General features: G+C 38.3%; 16 protein-coding genes and 1 other RNA gene. 13 read left to right on the top strand and 4 right to left on the bottom strand.

Translation table 11 applies throughout. The annotated features are described in order from the left end of the window. Positions 1-36 precede the first annotated feature (36 nt). Positions 37-696 carry an endonuclease III gene (nth, locus tag AC4G3K_RS01235; protein WP_491075469.1) on the top strand — a complete coding sequence of 220 codons (660 nt, stop codon included), beginning with the start codon at positions 37-39 and terminating at the stop codon, positions 694-696. After that, the gene (locus AC4G3K_RS01230; RefSeq protein ID WP_491132187.1) at positions 693-1199 is read left to right on the top strand and encodes a YpoC family protein; all 507 of its coding nucleotides are present in this window, start codon (positions 693-695) and stop codon (positions 1197-1199) included. Before nth ends, AC4G3K_RS01230 begins: the two co-directional genes overlap by 4 nt. Before the next feature lie 47 nt (positions 1200-1246). On the opposite strand, the gene AC4G3K_RS01225 is transcribed toward AC4G3K_RS01230, so the two are convergent. Together AC4G3K_RS01225 and recU are read right to left on the bottom strand one after the other, a co-directional pair. Then, on the bottom strand, positions 1247-4045 hold the full coding sequence (locus AC4G3K_RS01225; RefSeq protein WP_491132186.1) for a transglycosylase domain-containing protein: 2799 nt from the start codon (positions 4043-4045) through the stop codon (positions 1247-1249). A 36-nt stretch (positions 4046-4081) separates the two neighbouring features. Beyond that, positions 4082-4699 carry a Holliday junction resolvase RecU gene (recU, locus tag AC4G3K_RS01220; protein WP_491075466.1) on the bottom strand — a complete coding sequence of 206 codons (618 nt, stop codon included), beginning with the start codon at positions 4697-4699 and terminating at the stop codon, positions 4082-4084. 671 nt (positions 4700-5370) lie between these two features. Here recU and AC4G3K_RS01215 point away from each other — a divergent pair. The 3 genes from AC4G3K_RS01215 to AC4G3K_RS01205 all read left to right on the top strand — a co-directional run bounded on the left by AC4G3K_RS01215 (position 5371) and on the right by AC4G3K_RS01205 (position 6781). After that, complete coding sequence (locus tag AC4G3K_RS01215) at positions 5371-5625, top strand: hypothetical protein (protein ID WP_491075465.1); 255 nt, start codon at positions 5371-5373, stop codon at positions 5623-5625. Between the two features lie 72 nt (positions 5626-5697). Further along, complete coding sequence (locus AC4G3K_RS01210; RefSeq protein WP_491075464.1) at positions 5698-6060, top strand: YppE family protein; 363 nt, start codon at positions 5698-5700, stop codon at positions 6058-6060. A 64-nt stretch (positions 6061-6124) separates the two neighbouring features. After that, complete coding sequence (locus tag AC4G3K_RS01205; RefSeq protein WP_491132185.1) at positions 6125-6781, top strand: YppG family protein; 657 nt, start codon at positions 6125-6127, stop codon at positions 6779-6781. Positions 6782-6813: 32 nt separating this feature from the next. Here AC4G3K_RS01205 and AC4G3K_RS01200 read toward each other — a convergent pair whose 3' ends face one another. Then, positions 6814-7254, bottom strand: a complete 441-nt coding sequence (locus tag AC4G3K_RS01200) for an Hsp20/alpha crystallin family protein (protein WP_491075462.1) — start codon at positions 7252-7254, stop codon at positions 6814-6816. A gap of 264 nt (positions 7255-7518) precedes the next feature. Between AC4G3K_RS01200 and AC4G3K_RS01195 the strand changes: the two genes are divergently transcribed. The 7 genes from AC4G3K_RS01195 to rnpB all read left to right on the top strand — a co-directional run bounded on the left by AC4G3K_RS01195 (position 7519) and on the right by rnpB (position 14038). Continuing rightward, positions 7519-8301: an alpha/beta fold hydrolase gene (locus AC4G3K_RS01195; RefSeq protein WP_491075461.1), complete on the top strand. Its 783-nt coding sequence runs from the start codon at positions 7519-7521 to the stop codon at positions 8299-8301. A gap of 91 nt (positions 8302-8392) precedes the next feature. Further along, a complete protein-coding gene (locus AC4G3K_RS01190) occupies positions 8393-10687 on the top strand; it encodes a DEAD/DEAH box helicase (RefSeq protein WP_491132183.1) in 2295 nt (764 codons plus the stop codon). Then, positions 10665-11969: a ribonuclease H-like domain-containing protein gene (locus tag AC4G3K_RS01185; protein ID WP_491132182.1), complete on the top strand. Its 1305-nt coding sequence runs from the start codon at positions 10665-10667 to the stop codon at positions 11967-11969. The genes AC4G3K_RS01190 and AC4G3K_RS01185 overlap by 23 nt, the downstream gene beginning before the upstream one ends. A 271-nt stretch (positions 11970-12240) precedes the next feature. Continuing rightward, on the top strand, positions 12241-12567 hold the full coding sequence (locus tag AC4G3K_RS01180; protein WP_491075458.1) for a CotD family spore coat protein: 327 nt from the start codon (positions 12241-12243) through the stop codon (positions 12565-12567). 77 nt (positions 12568-12644) lie between these two features. Further along, positions 12645-13193, top strand: a complete 549-nt coding sequence (locus tag AC4G3K_RS01175; RefSeq protein ID WP_491075457.1) for an SLOG family protein — start codon at positions 12645-12647, stop codon at positions 13191-13193. Positions 13194-13270: 77 nt separating this feature from the next. Continuing rightward, positions 13271-13588, top strand: coding sequence for a cell division regulator GpsB (gene gpsB / locus AC4G3K_RS01170; RefSeq protein ID WP_491075456.1), 318 nt, complete (start codon positions 13271-13273; stop codon positions 13586-13588). A gap of 67 nt (positions 13589-13655) precedes the next feature. Next, positions 13656-14038: RNase P RNA component class B (gene rnpB, locus AC4G3K_RS01165), an RNA gene on the top strand. 166 nt (positions 14039-14204) lie between these two features. Here the strand turns inward: rnpB and AC4G3K_RS01160 are convergent. Continuing rightward, on the bottom strand, positions 14205-15455 hold the full coding sequence (locus AC4G3K_RS01160; RefSeq protein WP_491132181.1) for an MDR family MFS transporter: 1251 nt from the start codon (positions 15453-15455) through the stop codon (positions 14205-14207). Positions 15456-15559: 104 nt separating this feature from the next. On the opposite strand from AC4G3K_RS01160, the gene AC4G3K_RS01155 reads away from it, so the two are divergent. Then, the gene (locus AC4G3K_RS01155) at positions 15560-17209 is read left to right on the top strand and encodes an ABC transporter substrate-binding protein (RefSeq protein ID WP_491132179.1); all 1650 of its coding nucleotides are present in this window, start codon (positions 15560-15562) and stop codon (positions 17207-17209) included. Positions 17210-17272: the final 63 nt, after the last annotated feature.

Genomic DNA, 17272 nt, shown 5'->3' with positions numbered 1-17272 from the left:
CGTTAAAAAAGGTGTAAAAAGGGAGGGGATAGATAGATGCTTACAAATACACAAATTCGATATTGTCTTGATGAAATGGGAAAAATGTTTCCTGATGCCCATTGCGAATTAAATCACTCCAATCCATTTGAATTAGTAGTGGCAGTTGTTTTATCAGCGCAATGTACGGATGTATTGGTTAATAAAGTAACAAAAAATCTTTTTCAAAAATATAAAAAACCAGAGGATTTCCTTTCTGTACCACTTAGTGAATTGGAGAATGATATTCGTTCAATCGGATTATATAGAAACAAAGCAAAAAATATCCAGAAACTATCTCAAATTATTTTGGAGAAATACAATGGGGTTGTTCCTGATAATAGAGATTTATTAATTGAGCTGCCAGGGGTAGGAAGAAAGACAGCTAATGTAGTTGTTTCAGTCGCGTATGGTACACCTGCGATTGCCGTGGATACCCATGTGGAGAGAGTGAGTAAAAGGCTTGGCATATGCCGGTGGAAGGATTCTGTTATAGAGGTTGAAAAAACGTTAATGAGAAGAATACCTGAAGAGGAATGGTCCCTTACACACCATCGGATGATATTCTTTGGTCGGTACCATTGCAAAGCTCAATCACCAAAATGTGAGCAATGTCCAATGCTCTTATTATGCCGTGAAGGAAAAAAAAGAATGAAAGCAGCGGGAAAAAGCAAATGAATATTCCAGAACTGACTCATGAACTTTTTAACTTTGAATTTGATCAACTTGATGAACTTGATTTGACAAAGTGGAATCATCTTGTCTTTAATTTTGGTTTCCCATATGAATATTTTTATTATAAAAATGCAGAATGCTACAGACCCTGGGAAGATTTTTTGAATGTCAGAGAACAAATAACGAAGGAATGGGCGGAAGTCGTTCAGCGCTTAGAAGTGATGTTTTCTAATAGAGAAAAAAATGAAATTAAACCGTATATGTTAAAAGGGATTGTGCTGTATATATCTTTAATGTATTGGTCAAATCAGGTGCCTGTTAATTTACGCGAGTTCCCAGAATGTTTGAAGGAATTAAAGGGTAAACCTGTGAATGTGGAAGAGCGTTTACCATTCATTATGACAAGGCCGCACTTTTTCCCTAGCTTTATGCAGTTAAAGAGTTTAATGGAGGAACAAATTAAGATTACGGCCAAAATGGCTGCCTTAAATAAGTATTCAAAATGAAAAGCAAAAAAAGAGATCGGACATTTTGTCCGATCTCTTTTTTTGCATTAGGCGGTTTTACGTAAATTTCTTGGTAACTCTTGAATAGCCGGGGGTAGCAGAAGGGATGTTTCTGATGGCTCAGAATCCTCCGTACTGCTCGGTACGCTTCTATTACCGTTATCACCGTTCCGACTGTTATTGGAATTAGTGTTGCTCTCCTCGTTACCGTTATCATTACCATTACCGTCGTTATTGCGGCTATCATTACCATTTTCCAGATTGTTACCTTCTTCGGTACCAGTTCCAGTTCCTTCATCTGCCCCTGGGTCTGTACCTTCTTCTGGTTTAGTTTCCTCAGGATTTTCAGTTTGACCATCTTCATTGCCTGTTCCGCTATCTGGGGCAGGTGTAGTCGGATCATCTGCTGGCTCTCCTGGTTTTGGCTCTTCCGGTTCAGGCTTCTCTGGTTCTGGTTGTTCTTCTGGTTGTGGCTCCACTTCCTCAACAGGTGCTTCAGGAATTGACACAGAAGCAGAAGCTGCATCACTTTCCTGGCTACCTACAGATGCCGTTACATAGAAGACATACTTACTGCCAGCTTTAGGAGCATCAAGACTGAATGATGTTTCTTTTGTAGTGGTTAATGTTTGCTTGTTTCCACCATCCACGGCAACCTGAACATTAAATTCAGCGTCATTAGAAGAACCATAATTCCAGCTGACATTTATTCGATTGGATGCTTCATCATAAGCAGCGTTAAGTCCAGAAGGGGCATCCGGTTTTGTATATTTTTGCGATGTTTTTGAAGGCTCATGTCCTTTTACATAATATTCATATACGATTTGATCGCTCGGTGTATATTCACTTGCTTTAGCGTTTGTTCCTTTTTCAATGGCAACTTTCACAACCGAACTAGGCTGTTTGAAATTATCAGTTGTCACATTCTCGGACATTTTGCCCATCATTGTTTTAAAGATTTTTGCGGCAATTTTTGTTTCCTGCTTGCTCATCGGATTTTTTAATTGTTGGTCATATCCCGTCCAAACAGACATGGTGTAATTCGTAGTATATCCGATAAACCATGCATCCGGTGAACTGCTCTTACTAATATTATATTTTGCCCGGTCTTCTGCAGAGTAGTTTGTTGTTCCGGTTTTTGCAGCAATATGAAGACCTGGAATATTGGCTGCAGTCCCTGTACCCTTCGTCACCACATCCTGCAAAATGTTTGTAATCATAAAGGCTGTATAATCCTTCATGGCTACTTGTGATTCAGGAGCCGTTTCAATAACAGTATCATTGTCTCTAAGAACGACTTTCTTCACGACATGCGGTTTATTATAAATACCCTCATTACCGAAAGCTGCATAGGCGCCTGCCATTTGCAGAGGGGACGCTGCTTTGTCTACACCGCCGATTGCCGATGCTTCATATATATCTCCAAAGTCAACACCTAATTTTTTGGCGAATTCACCAGCTCGCTCTGGACCAACCTCTTGGAGTGTTTTCACGGCAGGGACGTTAAGGGATTTATAAAGGGCCTCACGTATGGTGACATCTCCTTTATAGGTACCTGTCGCGCTTCCGATCGATTGTCCGGAACTATATTTATATGGTTCATCTTTTATAATTTGAGCGGTCGACCATTTTAAATGTTCAATCGCTGGACCATAATCAAGGATTGGTTTAATGGTAGAACCCGGCTGTCTTGTTTTTAAATCTGTTGCATAGTTAAAGCCACGGGCAACTTCCTGATTTCTTCCGCCGCCCATTGCCATGATTTCTCCTGTCTTCGTATCCATAAAGACAGTACCCGCTTGGAATTTATCGTTTGGATACGCGATATATTTATCACTGTCCAGTATTTCCTGCATTAGGTCCTGTGCGTCAGGATCAATAGATGTATAAATTTGAAGGCCATCGGTATATATGTTGTAATCCCCGATATCTTCAACTTCGTCAATCACCTGGTCAATAATGGCATTATATTTTGTGTTTGCTGTATTCTCACGTTTATCTTCTGAAACCAAGCTTTTTTCTACACTTTCAGCTTTCGCTTTCGTGCTTTCCTCGGCAGAAATAAATCCTGCCTTTTCCATAAGCCCAAGTACAATATTTCTGCGTTTTTCTGCTTTTTCAGGATTCGTAAAAGGGTTATAGTTATTTGGACTTTGCGGCATACCTGCGAGGGTGGCAGCTTCTGACAAGTTAAGCTCGTTCAATTCTTTTCCAAAGTATAGCTTGGATGCTGTTGAAAACCCATGAACACCGGAAGACATATATACTTTGTTAACATACATTTCAAATATTTGCTCTTTCGAGTATTTTTGCTCGAGTTGATAAGCAAGGTACATTTCCTGTACTTTACGTTTAATCGTTTTTTCTGATTTAAGGAATGAGTTCTTCACGACCTGCTGGGTAATGGTACTTCCTCCCTGAGATCCGAAGCCGCCTGTTATGTTACCGATTAAAGCTCCGCCCACACGAATAATATCAATTCCATGATGTTTATAAAACCGCACATCTTCTGTTGCCAGGATGGCATTTTCCATTAATTTAGGGACGTCCTTATAGTCGACGTAATCTCTTGTCTCAGAGCCTACTTCTGTATATATATCTCCGTTTTTATCGTAAATTTTTGAAGATATAGGATCAATCAGCAAGTTATCATCTATTTCAGGTGCCGTAACAGCCCAATAAGCAAAGACTCCGCCTACTGAAATGCCCGCTATGATAAATAGCATTGCCAAAACAATTAATATCCTTTTTATTAATGATTTAGATTGTTGCTTTTGTTTTCGATTATTCTTTTTGGAATTCGCAAGATTCCTTTTTTCTGTCCTCGTTTTATATTGATCAGACATTGTATTACATACCTTCCTTTCAGGATAAAGGACCAATTAAAATAGTTGGGTACCATATTTTTTGTCAATTATCTTAATATAGTCAATTCTTGGCGAAAATCCAAGCGGAATCACTTCACCTACATTTTCAATATCCTTTTTTGGTATTGATTTTCTGCCGCCAGAGAGCATCTCTTCCCAATAATAAAGCAGTGTTTCAGCCGGCAAAAAATAAATTTCCTCCGTGACACTAAAACGCATAATAATAAAGGCTATTCCATCATGTTTGATGATATTACGCATGTGAATAATCTGATGTTCATGGAAATTCTTTAAAGGGAAGGAGGTTGTTTGCTTGGTTTCTTTCGCTTCAAAATCAATATACCGTCCTTTATAAACACCATTATAATCGGTTGTGGAGGCTTGCTTAAAATAGGCTTCCTTAATAACAGCAGCGCTCCTTTTTGGGTAAGATACATTCACGATCTGAACAGGTGTAGGTTTTTTGTGGATAATTGCAATGTTATTCTGTATATAATATTGATTTGTTTCGTTTAAGTCATCCTCCAATGTCATTCCTCGATTAGAATAATCCACTTTTTTCTGTTTAATTACTTTACTGGTGGTATTCTTAATCGGATTGTATTGTTTACCATTAGGATATTTTATAGACATAGTATCCCTCCAAACCCATCCTTATCATAACAAAAATAGCATCAAATTTGTAAAATTCCTTACCGCTTCTAGAGAAAGTTTATTATAGCAGACAAATCTTCGCGTTTATGTAATTTTATAGTAAAAAAAGCGGCTTTCTCTTATTAAAAATACTAAATTGATAGAATTTAAACGAAACTAAGGCACTTCGAAGTTTATAATAATAGACCGTATTCGTCAAAGGAACTTTTTAGCTAAAAATCGTTTGGTGGAATTCTTTTTGGAGGAGAATACGAAGAATACTTACCGATTACACATTTTAAAATCAAAATGGCGGTGAGGAATCAGTGTATAGAAGCCGGAGTTTAGTACTCCGGCTTTGGAAGATGAGTAAAATTCTTTAAGTAGACGGTTTATTTGGTCCATCCACTTTTGGGTTGCCCGTATGTTTTCTGGATTCGTTGTTATTTTTCTTTTTTTGTTCCTGTGCTGCTGATGTATTTTTCTTCATAACTACACCTCCTGTCATTAGGTTGTCTATGTTTTGTTAGTTTATACAGGTTGTCGAAGGAAGGATATCTATGCAATTCTCTATTTTCTTTGCCGATACCCTTCTAGTTTTGTCGTCTATGAAGGGATTAGGTTAGATAAATCGAAACTTACATATAAAGAATGAGGGAAGGGTGAAGATTATGAATTCCAAAGAAAATATCATCACATTGCTGAAGGAACTGGAGCAGGAAATACTGGCGCTGGAAGAAGAAATGATAAAAAAAACAGAAACTGAAGTGAAAGATACAATAGCGGAATATACGTATACCATTAAAAAAGAATCAAGAAAGATGGAGATGGATATGGCGGCTATCCATCATAAAGTAAATAACACGAAGGGGGATTACTTAAAAGATGTACCATTCACCAGAATGAGCCTGGTTCATATAACATAATCAAAAACTAGATAGTTTCTTTTTCTCTGAAATTCTGTTTAGATAAGGTAAAAAGAGCAAGGATGGAACCTAATGAAAGCGAACTTCTATCAAAAAAATAGTGAATTAATAGAGATGGTAAAAGAGGCAGAAAGAATTTATAGAAACGCGCGCGAAAATGATTCGCATGCTGATTTCCACACTGTGGTTAAGCCGTTTGCCGACCGTGTCAAGTTTTCCGTTGATGAATGGTTGGTGGATGCCGAACAATGGGTGGCGGAAAACCGCCCTAAATATATATCACTTATGCAAATAAAGAATACTCATAATAATGTATTACAAGTATCGGTCCATTGTTATTTTCCTGAATCAAGTAAGTCGAGATTTATTAAACACTGTAATGCAGCTTTGTTTGTACTTGAACAGATTCAAATGGAGAGCCCAGAGCATAAGTGACTGTCTGTGGCACCCAATCCCTGCTGCTGCATACTGTATATTATAGTAAGAGCGGAGGGAGAGTATGCTTAAAAAACTTCATGATAAGAAATCCAGAAAGCGTAAAAGTGATCTTCGTACCTATTATGGAATGCCGGGTGGAACTTACACGTCCCCCTATGAATATAGAACCGTATATCCTGGGCCAGGGATAGCTGTTTCACCCCAGCTTCATCCACATGGCATTTGGGCAAACGAGGGAGTTCAGAGACAAATGCATCCGTTTGAAGACACCCTTTCTTATCAACCCTATTATCATAACCAACTATATCAGCAGCCTTCACATAATCCCTATTTTATGGAACAGAATCTAGGAACGATGCCTGTGATTGGCGGTATGCCGGATGTTCAAGGTTATTATGGGGCCCCGCAACAGGAAATGCTAAATCATTACCCAAAGCAGCATGTGAATCCATTCCAAAACCCATTATATTCGCAGGATGAAGATTTTTATCCGTCTCAGCAAGCGAATCCCGCTATTACACATCCATACCCGAAGCAAAACTTTATGCAGAAAAATCAGGGGAATAATTTTTCATCAGTGCTTAATCAATTTAAGACACAAGAAGGCAGTATAGATTTTAATAAAATGATTGATACTGCGGGAATGATGTTAAATTCAGTGAATCAGGTATCCAATATAGTAAAGGGTGTAGGTTCAATCTTTAAAGTGACCACATAAAAACTGCCGGTTAAGAATCGGCAGTTTGTTTATTATTGAATAGATATCCGTTTCTTTCTTGATTTGGGAACTCTAATTGATAATAATCCATTCTCGTGTTTTGCTTCAATTTGTTCCTCGTCAATCGGATATTGGAATGTGAAGCTTCTTGATTTTTTTTGCTTTTCTGTAGCAATGGTTTGATCATCCTTATTCACTTTTCGCATACTTTCATATGATATAGTTAATTTGTTTCCTGATATATCAATTTCAATGTATTTCTTATCTACACCTGCAATATGTGCTTGTATAATATAGTGTGTATCTGTTTCTTCCCATTCAACAGGAAAACTAGCAAAAAGCTTTTGGTTTTGAAAAAAACCATCCATCGACTGTAATATTCCGCTCCTAGAGTTCTCAGTTAATAAATCATCCATTTGTGAGATAAAGTTACGGAGTGGTTCCAGCGGACCATTTTTATTATTTTGAGCCATACAATCTCCCCCTCTGATGATCTATCTTTAGCATATGCGTAATATTTTTAAATGTTAATAAGTGGAGATAGGAAAGAGGAAATAGTGGGATATTAGGGGATAGAAATCGAGCAATAAAACATGCATGTAAGGGAATTCCATATATTTTTTGAGGAATGTGCTTATTTGTAGAAAAGCAGCTTTTTAGAAAAAAGTGAAGATGAAGTTATTGGACGTATAAAAGTAAATAATACGATAATATGTATGTATAAAGGAGTAGCGGCCATGGAAAGTACCCGTGTGAAATTAGCATATAAGGAAGAGGGGGCAGGCGAACCAATAGTATTGATTCATGGTTTTTGCGGTAGTAAGGAATATTGGCAAAAAGTCATTCCTTATTTAAAAGAAACCTATCGTGTGTTAGCAATTGATGTAAGAGGGCATGGAGAAACGGAAACGACAAAGATTGGATACAGTATTCATGATATGGCGGAGGATTTATATGAATTCTTTAGGGAGCATGATTTAAATGATGCCTATGTATTTGGCCATTCTATGGGTGGCTATATTACACTTGACTTCGTTGAACATCATCCCGAGCTTGTCAGAGGATATGGGCTTATTCACTCCACTGCATTGCCAGATTCTCCGGAAGCGAAGAAAAATAGATCGGCAGGAGTCTCTACAGTGGAAGAACAGGGTGTATCCCTTTTCATCCATGATCTGATTCCAAAGCTGCTGTCAAAAGAAACGCGTAAAAATGAAGAAGAGATGCTTAAGTCATTAATAAATATTGGGGTAGAAACCAGACCGGCAGGCCTCATTGGTGCTTTAATAGCTATGAAAAATCGCGAAGATAAAAATTATGTTCTGAAGAAGATGGATATTCCCGCTCTTCTCGTAGCCGGTGCTAAAGATGAGGTAGTGCCGGTTGAAAAAGTATTTACAGTAAGTGGGGATCATATTACACAGGCGGTGATTAAAAAAGCCGGTCATATGGGCCTTTTTGAGACCCCGGAAGAAGTGTCGAAAGTGATTGCCTCATTTTTAGAGAAAAGTAAACAATAATTGGAAGGTCGTATCTCTCGGAAGATACGACTTTTTCCTTTTCAAGGGAACGTTCATTCGGTACAATGATGACAGAAATGAGGTGTGCATGATGTTTGGAAAGAAAAATTTAGTGGAGTTCATGAATGATTTTATTCAAGATGAACAATACAAGGATAATATTGCTTTTTGGCATACCATCGATGAAAAAAAAGCTACTTATTCCCCCTTCCCGGCTGAATTAAATGAAAAGTTGAAGTCTGCCCTTGAAAAAAGAGGGATAGAGGCTCTGTACAGCCACCAGGCGGAAGCTTATAAATATATTAGAAACAACAAAAACATTGTAGCGGTCACCCCTACAGCATCAGGCAAAACGCTGTGCTATAACCTTCCCATTCTCCAATCTATCCTGGAGAACTCAGATACAAGAGCTCTATATTTGTTTCCGACAAAAGCACTGAGCTATGACCAAAAATCCGAATTAGAGGAACTGATCCATGCTGCTGAGGCTGACATAAACAGCTATACGTATGATGGAGATACCCCGACAAGTATTAGGCAAAAAATACGGAAAGCGGGTCATATAGTGATTACAAATCCGGACATGCTCCATTCAGGGATATTGCCTCACCATACAAAATGGGTTAGTTTATTTGAAAATCTGAAATATATTGTTGTAGATGAGTTGCATACGTATAAAGGTGTATTTGGCAGTCATACGGCTAATGTAATCAGAAGGTTAAAGAGGATATGCCGTTTCTATGGGAGTGATCCCATTTTCATTTGTACCTCGGCTACCATTGCCAATCCCAAAGAACTTGCCGAACAATTAACAGAGTCCAAAATGGTCTTGATTGAACGAAATGGTGCGCCATCAGGGAAAAAGCACTTTGTGTTTTACAATCCTCCCATTGTCAATAAACCTCTAAATATACGCAGAAGCTCGATCTTAGAGGTCAGGAAGATTGCCAGCACCTTGCTTCGAAATAAAATCCAAACGATTGTGTTTGCCCGCAGCCGTGTACGTGTTGAAATATTAGTTACGTATTTACAGGAGCTAATCTCGAAACAATTGGGACCAAAAGCAATCAGTGGGTATCGGGGTGGATATTTACCAACGCAAAGACGGCAAATTGAGAAGGGACTGCGTGATGGTACTATTTATGGCGTTGTCAGCACAAACGCTCTTGAATTAGGAGTGGACATTGGGCAACTGCAGGCATGTATTATGACTGGGTATCCGGGGTCCATAGCCAGCGCCTGGCAACAAGCAGGCAGGGCCGGAAGAAGGCATGGTGAGGCGCTTATCATTATGGTTGCCAGCTCCAGTCCATTAGATCAATTTGTCATCCAGCATCCTGATTATTTTTTCAATAAAAGTCCGGAAACAGCGAGGATTAATCCTGATAATCTTGTCATCCTCGTAGACCATCTTAAATGTGCGGCTTATGAAATCCCGTTTAAAGAAGGGGAACAATTTGGAGCTATTGAGATTACGGAGATTTTGGACTATTTAGCTGAGGAACATGTATTGCACAAAAATAAAAATACATGGCATTGGATGAACGATGCTTTTCCGGCACATGAAATCAGTTTGAGATCTGCCTCCCAGGAGAATGTGATTATTATTGATCGAACCAAGCCTAAAGTTCAGGTAATTGGAGAAACAGATCGTTTCTCAGCCATGACTCTTTTGCATGATGAAGCTATTTATTTGCATCAGGGAGTTCAGTACCAGGTGGAACATTTAGATTGGGAGGAGAAGAAGGCATACGTACGCGAGGTCAATGTTGATTATTATACGGATGCCAATCTTGCAGTCCAGGTCGATGTACTGGAAATTGACCGGACTAATGTCAATCCCAAAAGTGAAATGACGTTTGGAGATGTTTCTGTGCGGGCTATGGCTACCATCTTTAAGAAGATCCGTTTCGATTCTCACGAAAACATTGGATCGGGACCTATCCACTTACCAGAAGAAGAAATTCATACAAATGCCTGTATGCTTTCCTTAAAGGATGGGAGCGTTGATTGGAAGGAAGAGCGGCTTGAAGAAGGCCTGATGGGAGCCTCACATGCCTTACGCGGCATTATTCCTGTTTATGTATTGTGTGACCCAGGCGATATTCATGTTTATCCCCAAGTGAAAGCAACTCATAATGAGCTCCCGACCATCTTTGTTTATGATCATTATCCGGGCGGAATTGGTCTAAGTAAGCATATGTATGAAAACAGTGAACAAATAATACAGGAAACGATTCAGGCGATAAGAGTCTGCCCATGTGAAAATGGCTGCCCGTCTTGTGTGGGAATGGAAGGCACTGGTTCGTCTTTGAAGGAGGATTCCATTAAAGTGTTGTCTATTCTTGGAGACCAAATGGCCGGTGACTATTCAAATGTCCATTAAAAATAAACTAAACAGGATGAAAAAACACCTAAATACAAATGTTGGCGAAGGAGAGGCAAAAAAGAAAAGTATCGATGTGCGTAAAGACATAGTTTCGCACGTTGACATTCCTTTCTTAGAGCAATGGAGTGAATTTGGAGCCTCTGCCGTATTTTACGAAAAAGAATATTGCCTGATCAGGGAGGTTAGCTATCCCCTGCAGTATCAGCATGGAAAGTATACATTTGATATGTTGCCGCAAATTGTAAACCTATGGAATGAGAGTAACCTCCAGCATCCACTCTCATCATCTGGTTTTGAAGCAAATCAAATGTTTTTCTTTGATACAGAAACAACAGGTTTGGGCGGAGGTGCAGGGACTTCCATCTTTTTACTTGGTTATGCCTTTTTGGAGGATGGATATATTAAAGTCAGACAGCATTTCCTGCCGAGACCAGGCTTTGAAATTCCATTTTATAAGACCTTTTTAGAAAAAGTGAATTATGAGACATTGGTAACCTATAATGGAAAAGCCTTTGACTGGCCGCAAGTAGTTACGCAGCATACTCTTTTGCGTCAGCATTTGCCGAAATTACCGGATTTCGGCCATTTCGATTTATACCATGCTTCAAGAAGATTGTGGAAAAATAAATTGGATCGTGTAAAGCTTTCTATCGTTGAAAATGAAGTACTTGGTTTTGAAAGAAAGGATGACGTGCCGGGGTACTTGGCACCGATGATTTATTTTGATTATGTGGAAAGGCAGGATCCAGAAGCTGTCTTTAAGATTATGAAGCATAATGAATGGGATATCTTATCATTAATCACGCTGTATATTCATCTTTCTGCCCTATTATTAAATAATGATGCAGTGGAGCATGAAGATTCATTTGAATTAGCGAGATGGTTTTCTTCCTTAAAAGATCGAGAGCGCGCCATTGATTCTTTTGAAAAAGGAATTACCCAATCTAAACAGAATGAAGAGCGTATGACGGTTCTCTTTCATTTAGCGAACGAACATAAAAAGAATAAAAATCTAGAAGCCGCAGTGAAGATATGGGAAGAAGTAGCTGACTCAAAAACACCAGAATACGTCTGCTGCTCCTTAATTGAACTGGCTAAATTCTATGAACATAAGAAAAAGGATCCTGCTACTGCATTGGAGTATTCGCGTAAAGCTTTGGATTCAATAAGAGACTATTCGTTTAATAAACACGGCATTCATGAGGAATCAACCCATCACCGCATACACCGTTTGGAGCGTAAATTAAATATGAATAAATTGGAAAGAAAGAAAATCTAAATAATGGTTGTTATGTTTTCTCATCCCATTTAAATTTATGTTATACACCAATAATGAATTGCAGAAGGAAGTGGATCAAATACGGATGTATAAGGTGGTCTTTTATTTATTCTTTGTCGTGATCGGATTATCGATGCTAATTTTTAATTTTATTTAATTTTAATGTAACAGTTTTTATCCTGAAACATTTTTTATAAAGGGAAAATAGGTGACTGCCTCAGTACGGTCTTATCCAACATTTCATAGTCTATTAATGTAATCTATATAGAAAATGAAAGGAGAGACGCGTATGTTCGGTCGTCGTCATCATCAACATTGTGGGCCAATACAAATCCCTGGTTGTCATAAAGTGCAGTGTTGCCCGCCGGTTTGTCACCAACCTATCCAGTTCGTTAAGGAAAATTGCATTACACATGTAGTTCCGCATGTGCATCCGGTGCAAACTCTTGAAGTGAATAATCATGTATATCAACATCAACATCACTTCCCACACTCTTTCCAAACGGCAAATAATGTTCAGAATCAATCCCAGCAATTTGGAACTCCAAACCCACCAAGACCTGGTTGTTCAGGAAGTGGTAGTGGATTTGGCTTTTAAAAGTAAGAGGCGTAAAGCCTCTTCTTTTATTATTTAATGTATAATAAGAAGAGATCGTAAATGGATGTGAACGCATAATGGGAAAAGTGGTATTTGTGACAGGATATAAGGCGCATGAGCTTGGTATTTTTGATCAAAATCACGAAGGTATTAAATACATAAAAAAAGCATTGCAGGGCCGCTTGTTAACGCTTCTTGATGAAGGAATGGAATGGGTGCTTATTACAGGGCAGCCAGGAGTGGAGCTTTGGGCTGCGCAGGTCGTTTTTGATTTACAGGAAGAGTATCCCAATCTTAAACTCGGGGTATTATTACCCTACTTAAATCAGGAAGAAAAATGGAAAGATTCAGTCAAAGAGCTCTATGAAGAGATACTTCTTCAGGCTGACTATGTTGAGGCTATTTCTAAGAAAGCTTATGAAGGGCCATGGCAATTAAAGCTGAAGAACCAATTTATTGTGAGTAAGAGCGATGAAATGCTGATTCTGTATGATGATGAAAAGGATGGAAGCCCGAAATACAGTTGGTTTGAAGGGAAAAAGAAACAGGGTAAACAAGATTATCCTATTATTCAAATAACATTTTGGGACCTGCAAAGTTTAATTGATGAGGCACAGTGGGAATAATATAAAGAGGAAATTGACAAATAGCACTTTTTTTGAAAAAATATTAAGTAATAGTCGTATGAATTTGAGGTGAAAAAATGCTCTCAGATAAAACAAAGTTGACAGCAAAGGATATCTTAGAGAAAGAATTTAAAACTGGTGTCAGAGGATACAAACAAGAAGAAGTTGACCAGTTCCTGGATTTGGTTATAAAAGATTATGAAGTTTTTCATCAGGAAATTGAATCACTTCAGCAAGAAAATATGAAACTGAAAAAGCAATTGGAGGAACAGCCGAAAAGGGTAGTTCAACCAGTACAACCAGTACAACAAGCTACAGGAACCACTAATTTCGATATCCTAAAACGCCTTTCCAATCTGGAAAAGCATGTATTTGGAAGTAAACTTTACGAATAAAAACCTTCCAAATAATTGTAGTTGTATTATTTTTAAAATCAGGGTATAATGTATTTTGCATGTGATAACGTCTGGGTAATCGCTGCAATGTAAATTGTAGAGGAAAGTCCATGCTCGCACAGGCTGAGATGCCTGTAGTGTTCGTGCCTAGACCAATAAGCTAGGGCAGCCTATTTTTAGGCTGACGGCCGGGAAAGTGCCTAAGTTCTTTTGGAATATGGCACCGGTACCTATAAAAGTGCCACAGTGACGGAGCCTTTTTGGAAACAAAAAGGGTGGAACGAGGTAAACCCCGCGAGCGAGAAACCCAAATTTGGTAGGGGCGCCTTTCCTAAGGAAATGAACGAGGGGAAAGGGCAGACTTATAAGTCTGAAGATAGATGATTACCACCGGAGTACGAGACCTTCCAGTCGATTGCAGTACGAAGGAACAGAACATGGCTTACAGGACGTTATCTTGGAAATGTATAAATAAACCTGAATGAACTTCTTCCGTAAAGGAAGGATAAGAGGCTGTCGACTCTGTCGGCAGCCTTATTTATTTCTCCTTAAAATTAAAATAATAACAAATAACGAACCATATCATAGTAGACATAGGATAGGCAAAGTCATATATCTATCGTTGAATACTGGTCTGTATCCTCTTTTTATAGGTTTCTTTATAAAATATACTTAAATAAACCAAGGCAGTTCCTGCAGCTATAATAAGTCCGACATAAACGGACATCATCATTGGGACTGCGAAAGCCCCTATAATGATTGCTGATCTTGCGATTAATTCGGCACCGTTATAGGATACACTACTAAAGGCCGAATAAGACCCTCTTTTATCCTCAGGTATCATATTTGCCTGTTCAGCATTGAATATAGGTGAATACATTAATTCTCCAATTGTAGCAATAAATCCGAATAATAGAAGCGTATACCAGCTGTTTGCTGAAGTAAGGAAAATATAGCCGATTCCATAGATGATCAATCCCGTGATTAATACATTTTTATTTAAAAAACGGTCGGTGATCTTTGAAACAGTAAACGTTAGGAGGACTACTAATAACATATTCTCTATATTCATCAAACTCAACATTTGAACACCCTCAATTTGATATCCGAATATATGTATAGTTTCAAAGGATTCTGAAAGTCGCACCCCTATATAACTATTTAATGATAACTCAGCAGAAAGGATAAACATAAACCCAAGCACTAGTTTTACATAGCGAGTATCCTGAAGGGCAATTTTATAATTCTGAAGTAAATCAATGAAAAAATTTTCGTGTTTTGCCTTTAATTGGCGGACCTTACTGTCAATCAGCCAAATTTTATAAGCAAAAGCAATCATGGTGGATGTGCACGTTAAGATGATAAATAATTCGAGTTGATGATGGCTATATAAAAGTCCGCCCATAGCCGCACCAATCGCCATAGATAAATTAACCAGCCAATAATCTAGTGCATATACAGATTTTCTGGTCTCTTTTGTTGTGGAATCCATAATGATGGCGCTCATACTTGGCCTTCCCAGACTGCTCGAAATCATAAATCCAATATAGCAAATAGCGAACAGCCAAACCCAGTCATCTTGAGGGATTAACGTGATGGTCATGATGAAAAACATGGAGGCGCTTGTAGTCGAGGTGATTAATAAGATTTTCTTCCTTTTAAATCGATCGGAGAGGTAACCTCCCAGCAGATTAGCAGCGAATGTAATGAGTACGGTAAATATTAAGAAGACGCCGGCCCAAATTTTGTTCAGTTCATGAGCAAAATATAAAGCCATAAAAGGCATCACAGAACTGGATGCCATTCGGTTGAAAAAGGATGTTCCTAAGCGAACTTTTACATTTTGTGGCAAATTCTTTACTTTCATATTGTGTCACCCCTTAGTATCATATATATTAAACAAGACTGATGATTCTGAAAATGGACAATATAAAAATAAATGTCTACTTTATTGGTGAAACGGGGTATACAATGGAACCTAAATTACTGACTTTATGGCAACATGTACAATCTGGATCTGTCAAACAAACGGAGTTAGCTGATTTACTTGACCTCAGTCCAAAGCAAACATCCAGGTATTTAAAAAAATGGCATGAGGAAGGCTGGTTTTGTTTACAACCGGGGAAAGGACGGGGGCACTCGACTAAAATTGAGTGGAGTAAAAACGTAGAAGAAATCTATGAAAAAGAAATGGAATCCATCATTCATCAGGAATCGATTGAAAAAAGCGCAAAATGGCTAACCTGCAACTGGTCAACTGAATGCAAGCTTCGTATTATTAAGCTTTTTCAAACGAAGCTTGGATTTAATGAGGAGGTCAGGGATAAGTTAATCATTCCCAGAAAGCATCCTTTTTTATCTTTTCATCCACTTGAAGCTCTTGATACTCATAGTGCCAACTTAGTTTCCAATTTATACAATCGTCTTATATACCTTACAGAAGAGAATGAAATAATGCCTGAACTTGCTCATAGTTGGGAACATTCCAATCATCTGTTAAGACTTTATATAAGAAAGGGTGTCAAATTCCATGATGGCTCCTACCTTGCCGCAGAGGATGTCGTGGAATCATTACAATCCTTGTGTAAACATCCCAATCACAAGGATATTTGGTCACCTGTTCAAAGGATTCATTCACCTGGATCGTATGTAGTTGAGATAGAGCTCAATCAGGACTGCAGCTATATATTACATCTCCTAAGCACGATACACTCAAGCATCTTTAAAGAAATCAATGGGAAGTTAATCGGAACGGGCAGCTTTTATCTTGAAAAGAATAATGAAACAAAAACGGTTCTGCGTGCTTTTGAAGACTATTATAAGGAAAGGGCTCTGTTGGATGTTATAGAATTCTTACAGATGCCAAGCGGATTTGAGACGATTTACCGTTCCTCATTAAAAGAAGAAGATATTGAAACATTTAAGGTGGAAAGCGATTCAGGATTTGGGCTTGTGATAATGAATGCTTATCGTAATTCAGCCATTAAAAGGAAGGATGTTAGAGATTACATTCATTACGTAATCAGTCTAAATAGGAATGATATCAAACATCTTGATCCAAAAATAATATCGAACGATAGTAGTATTCTACACCCTCCCTCAGACCCTTACATAGTAAATGAAGTCCCAATACCTAAGATATCCAATCCACTTGTTCTTCAGGCTACGCGATATACAGAAAAGCTGGCTAACTGGCTAAAGGGAATATTGGAAGCGGCAGAGATACCGGTTGTTTTAAAAGAGCTTACATTTAAAGAAAGTTTACAAAATGGGTATACAGATCATGATTCAGATTTGTTTATTCATGGAGAAGTATTTGAGATGAACCAAAGCTTGTCTTTTTTTCATTTTCTTTTGATGAACTCTTCGCCTCTTGCCCGGGTAATAGAAGAGACAAGCGATAGAGCTGGTTTTTTAAGCCAGTATGCCCAAACCCCTTTTGAACAATGGGGGGAGCTTAATAAACAAATGGAACTTACTTTACTAAATTCCGCCTTGATCATTCCGCTATATTATTCGAAACGAAGTGTGTTGTTCTCGGATAATATTATGAATATTACTATCAAAAATTTTGGCTATGCAGATTTTTCAAAGCTATGGATGAAACCATCTGCCATCTGATTCGTTTATATGTGGCTGGAACGCTTATTTGGTTTGCATTCATCATGCATGAGTTGTATGATA

This window comes from Bacillus sp. z26, assembly GCF_058313635.1.
The sequence above is the reverse complement of the archived record's forward strand: the minus strand, read 5'-3'. Positions and strand labels throughout refer to the sequence as shown.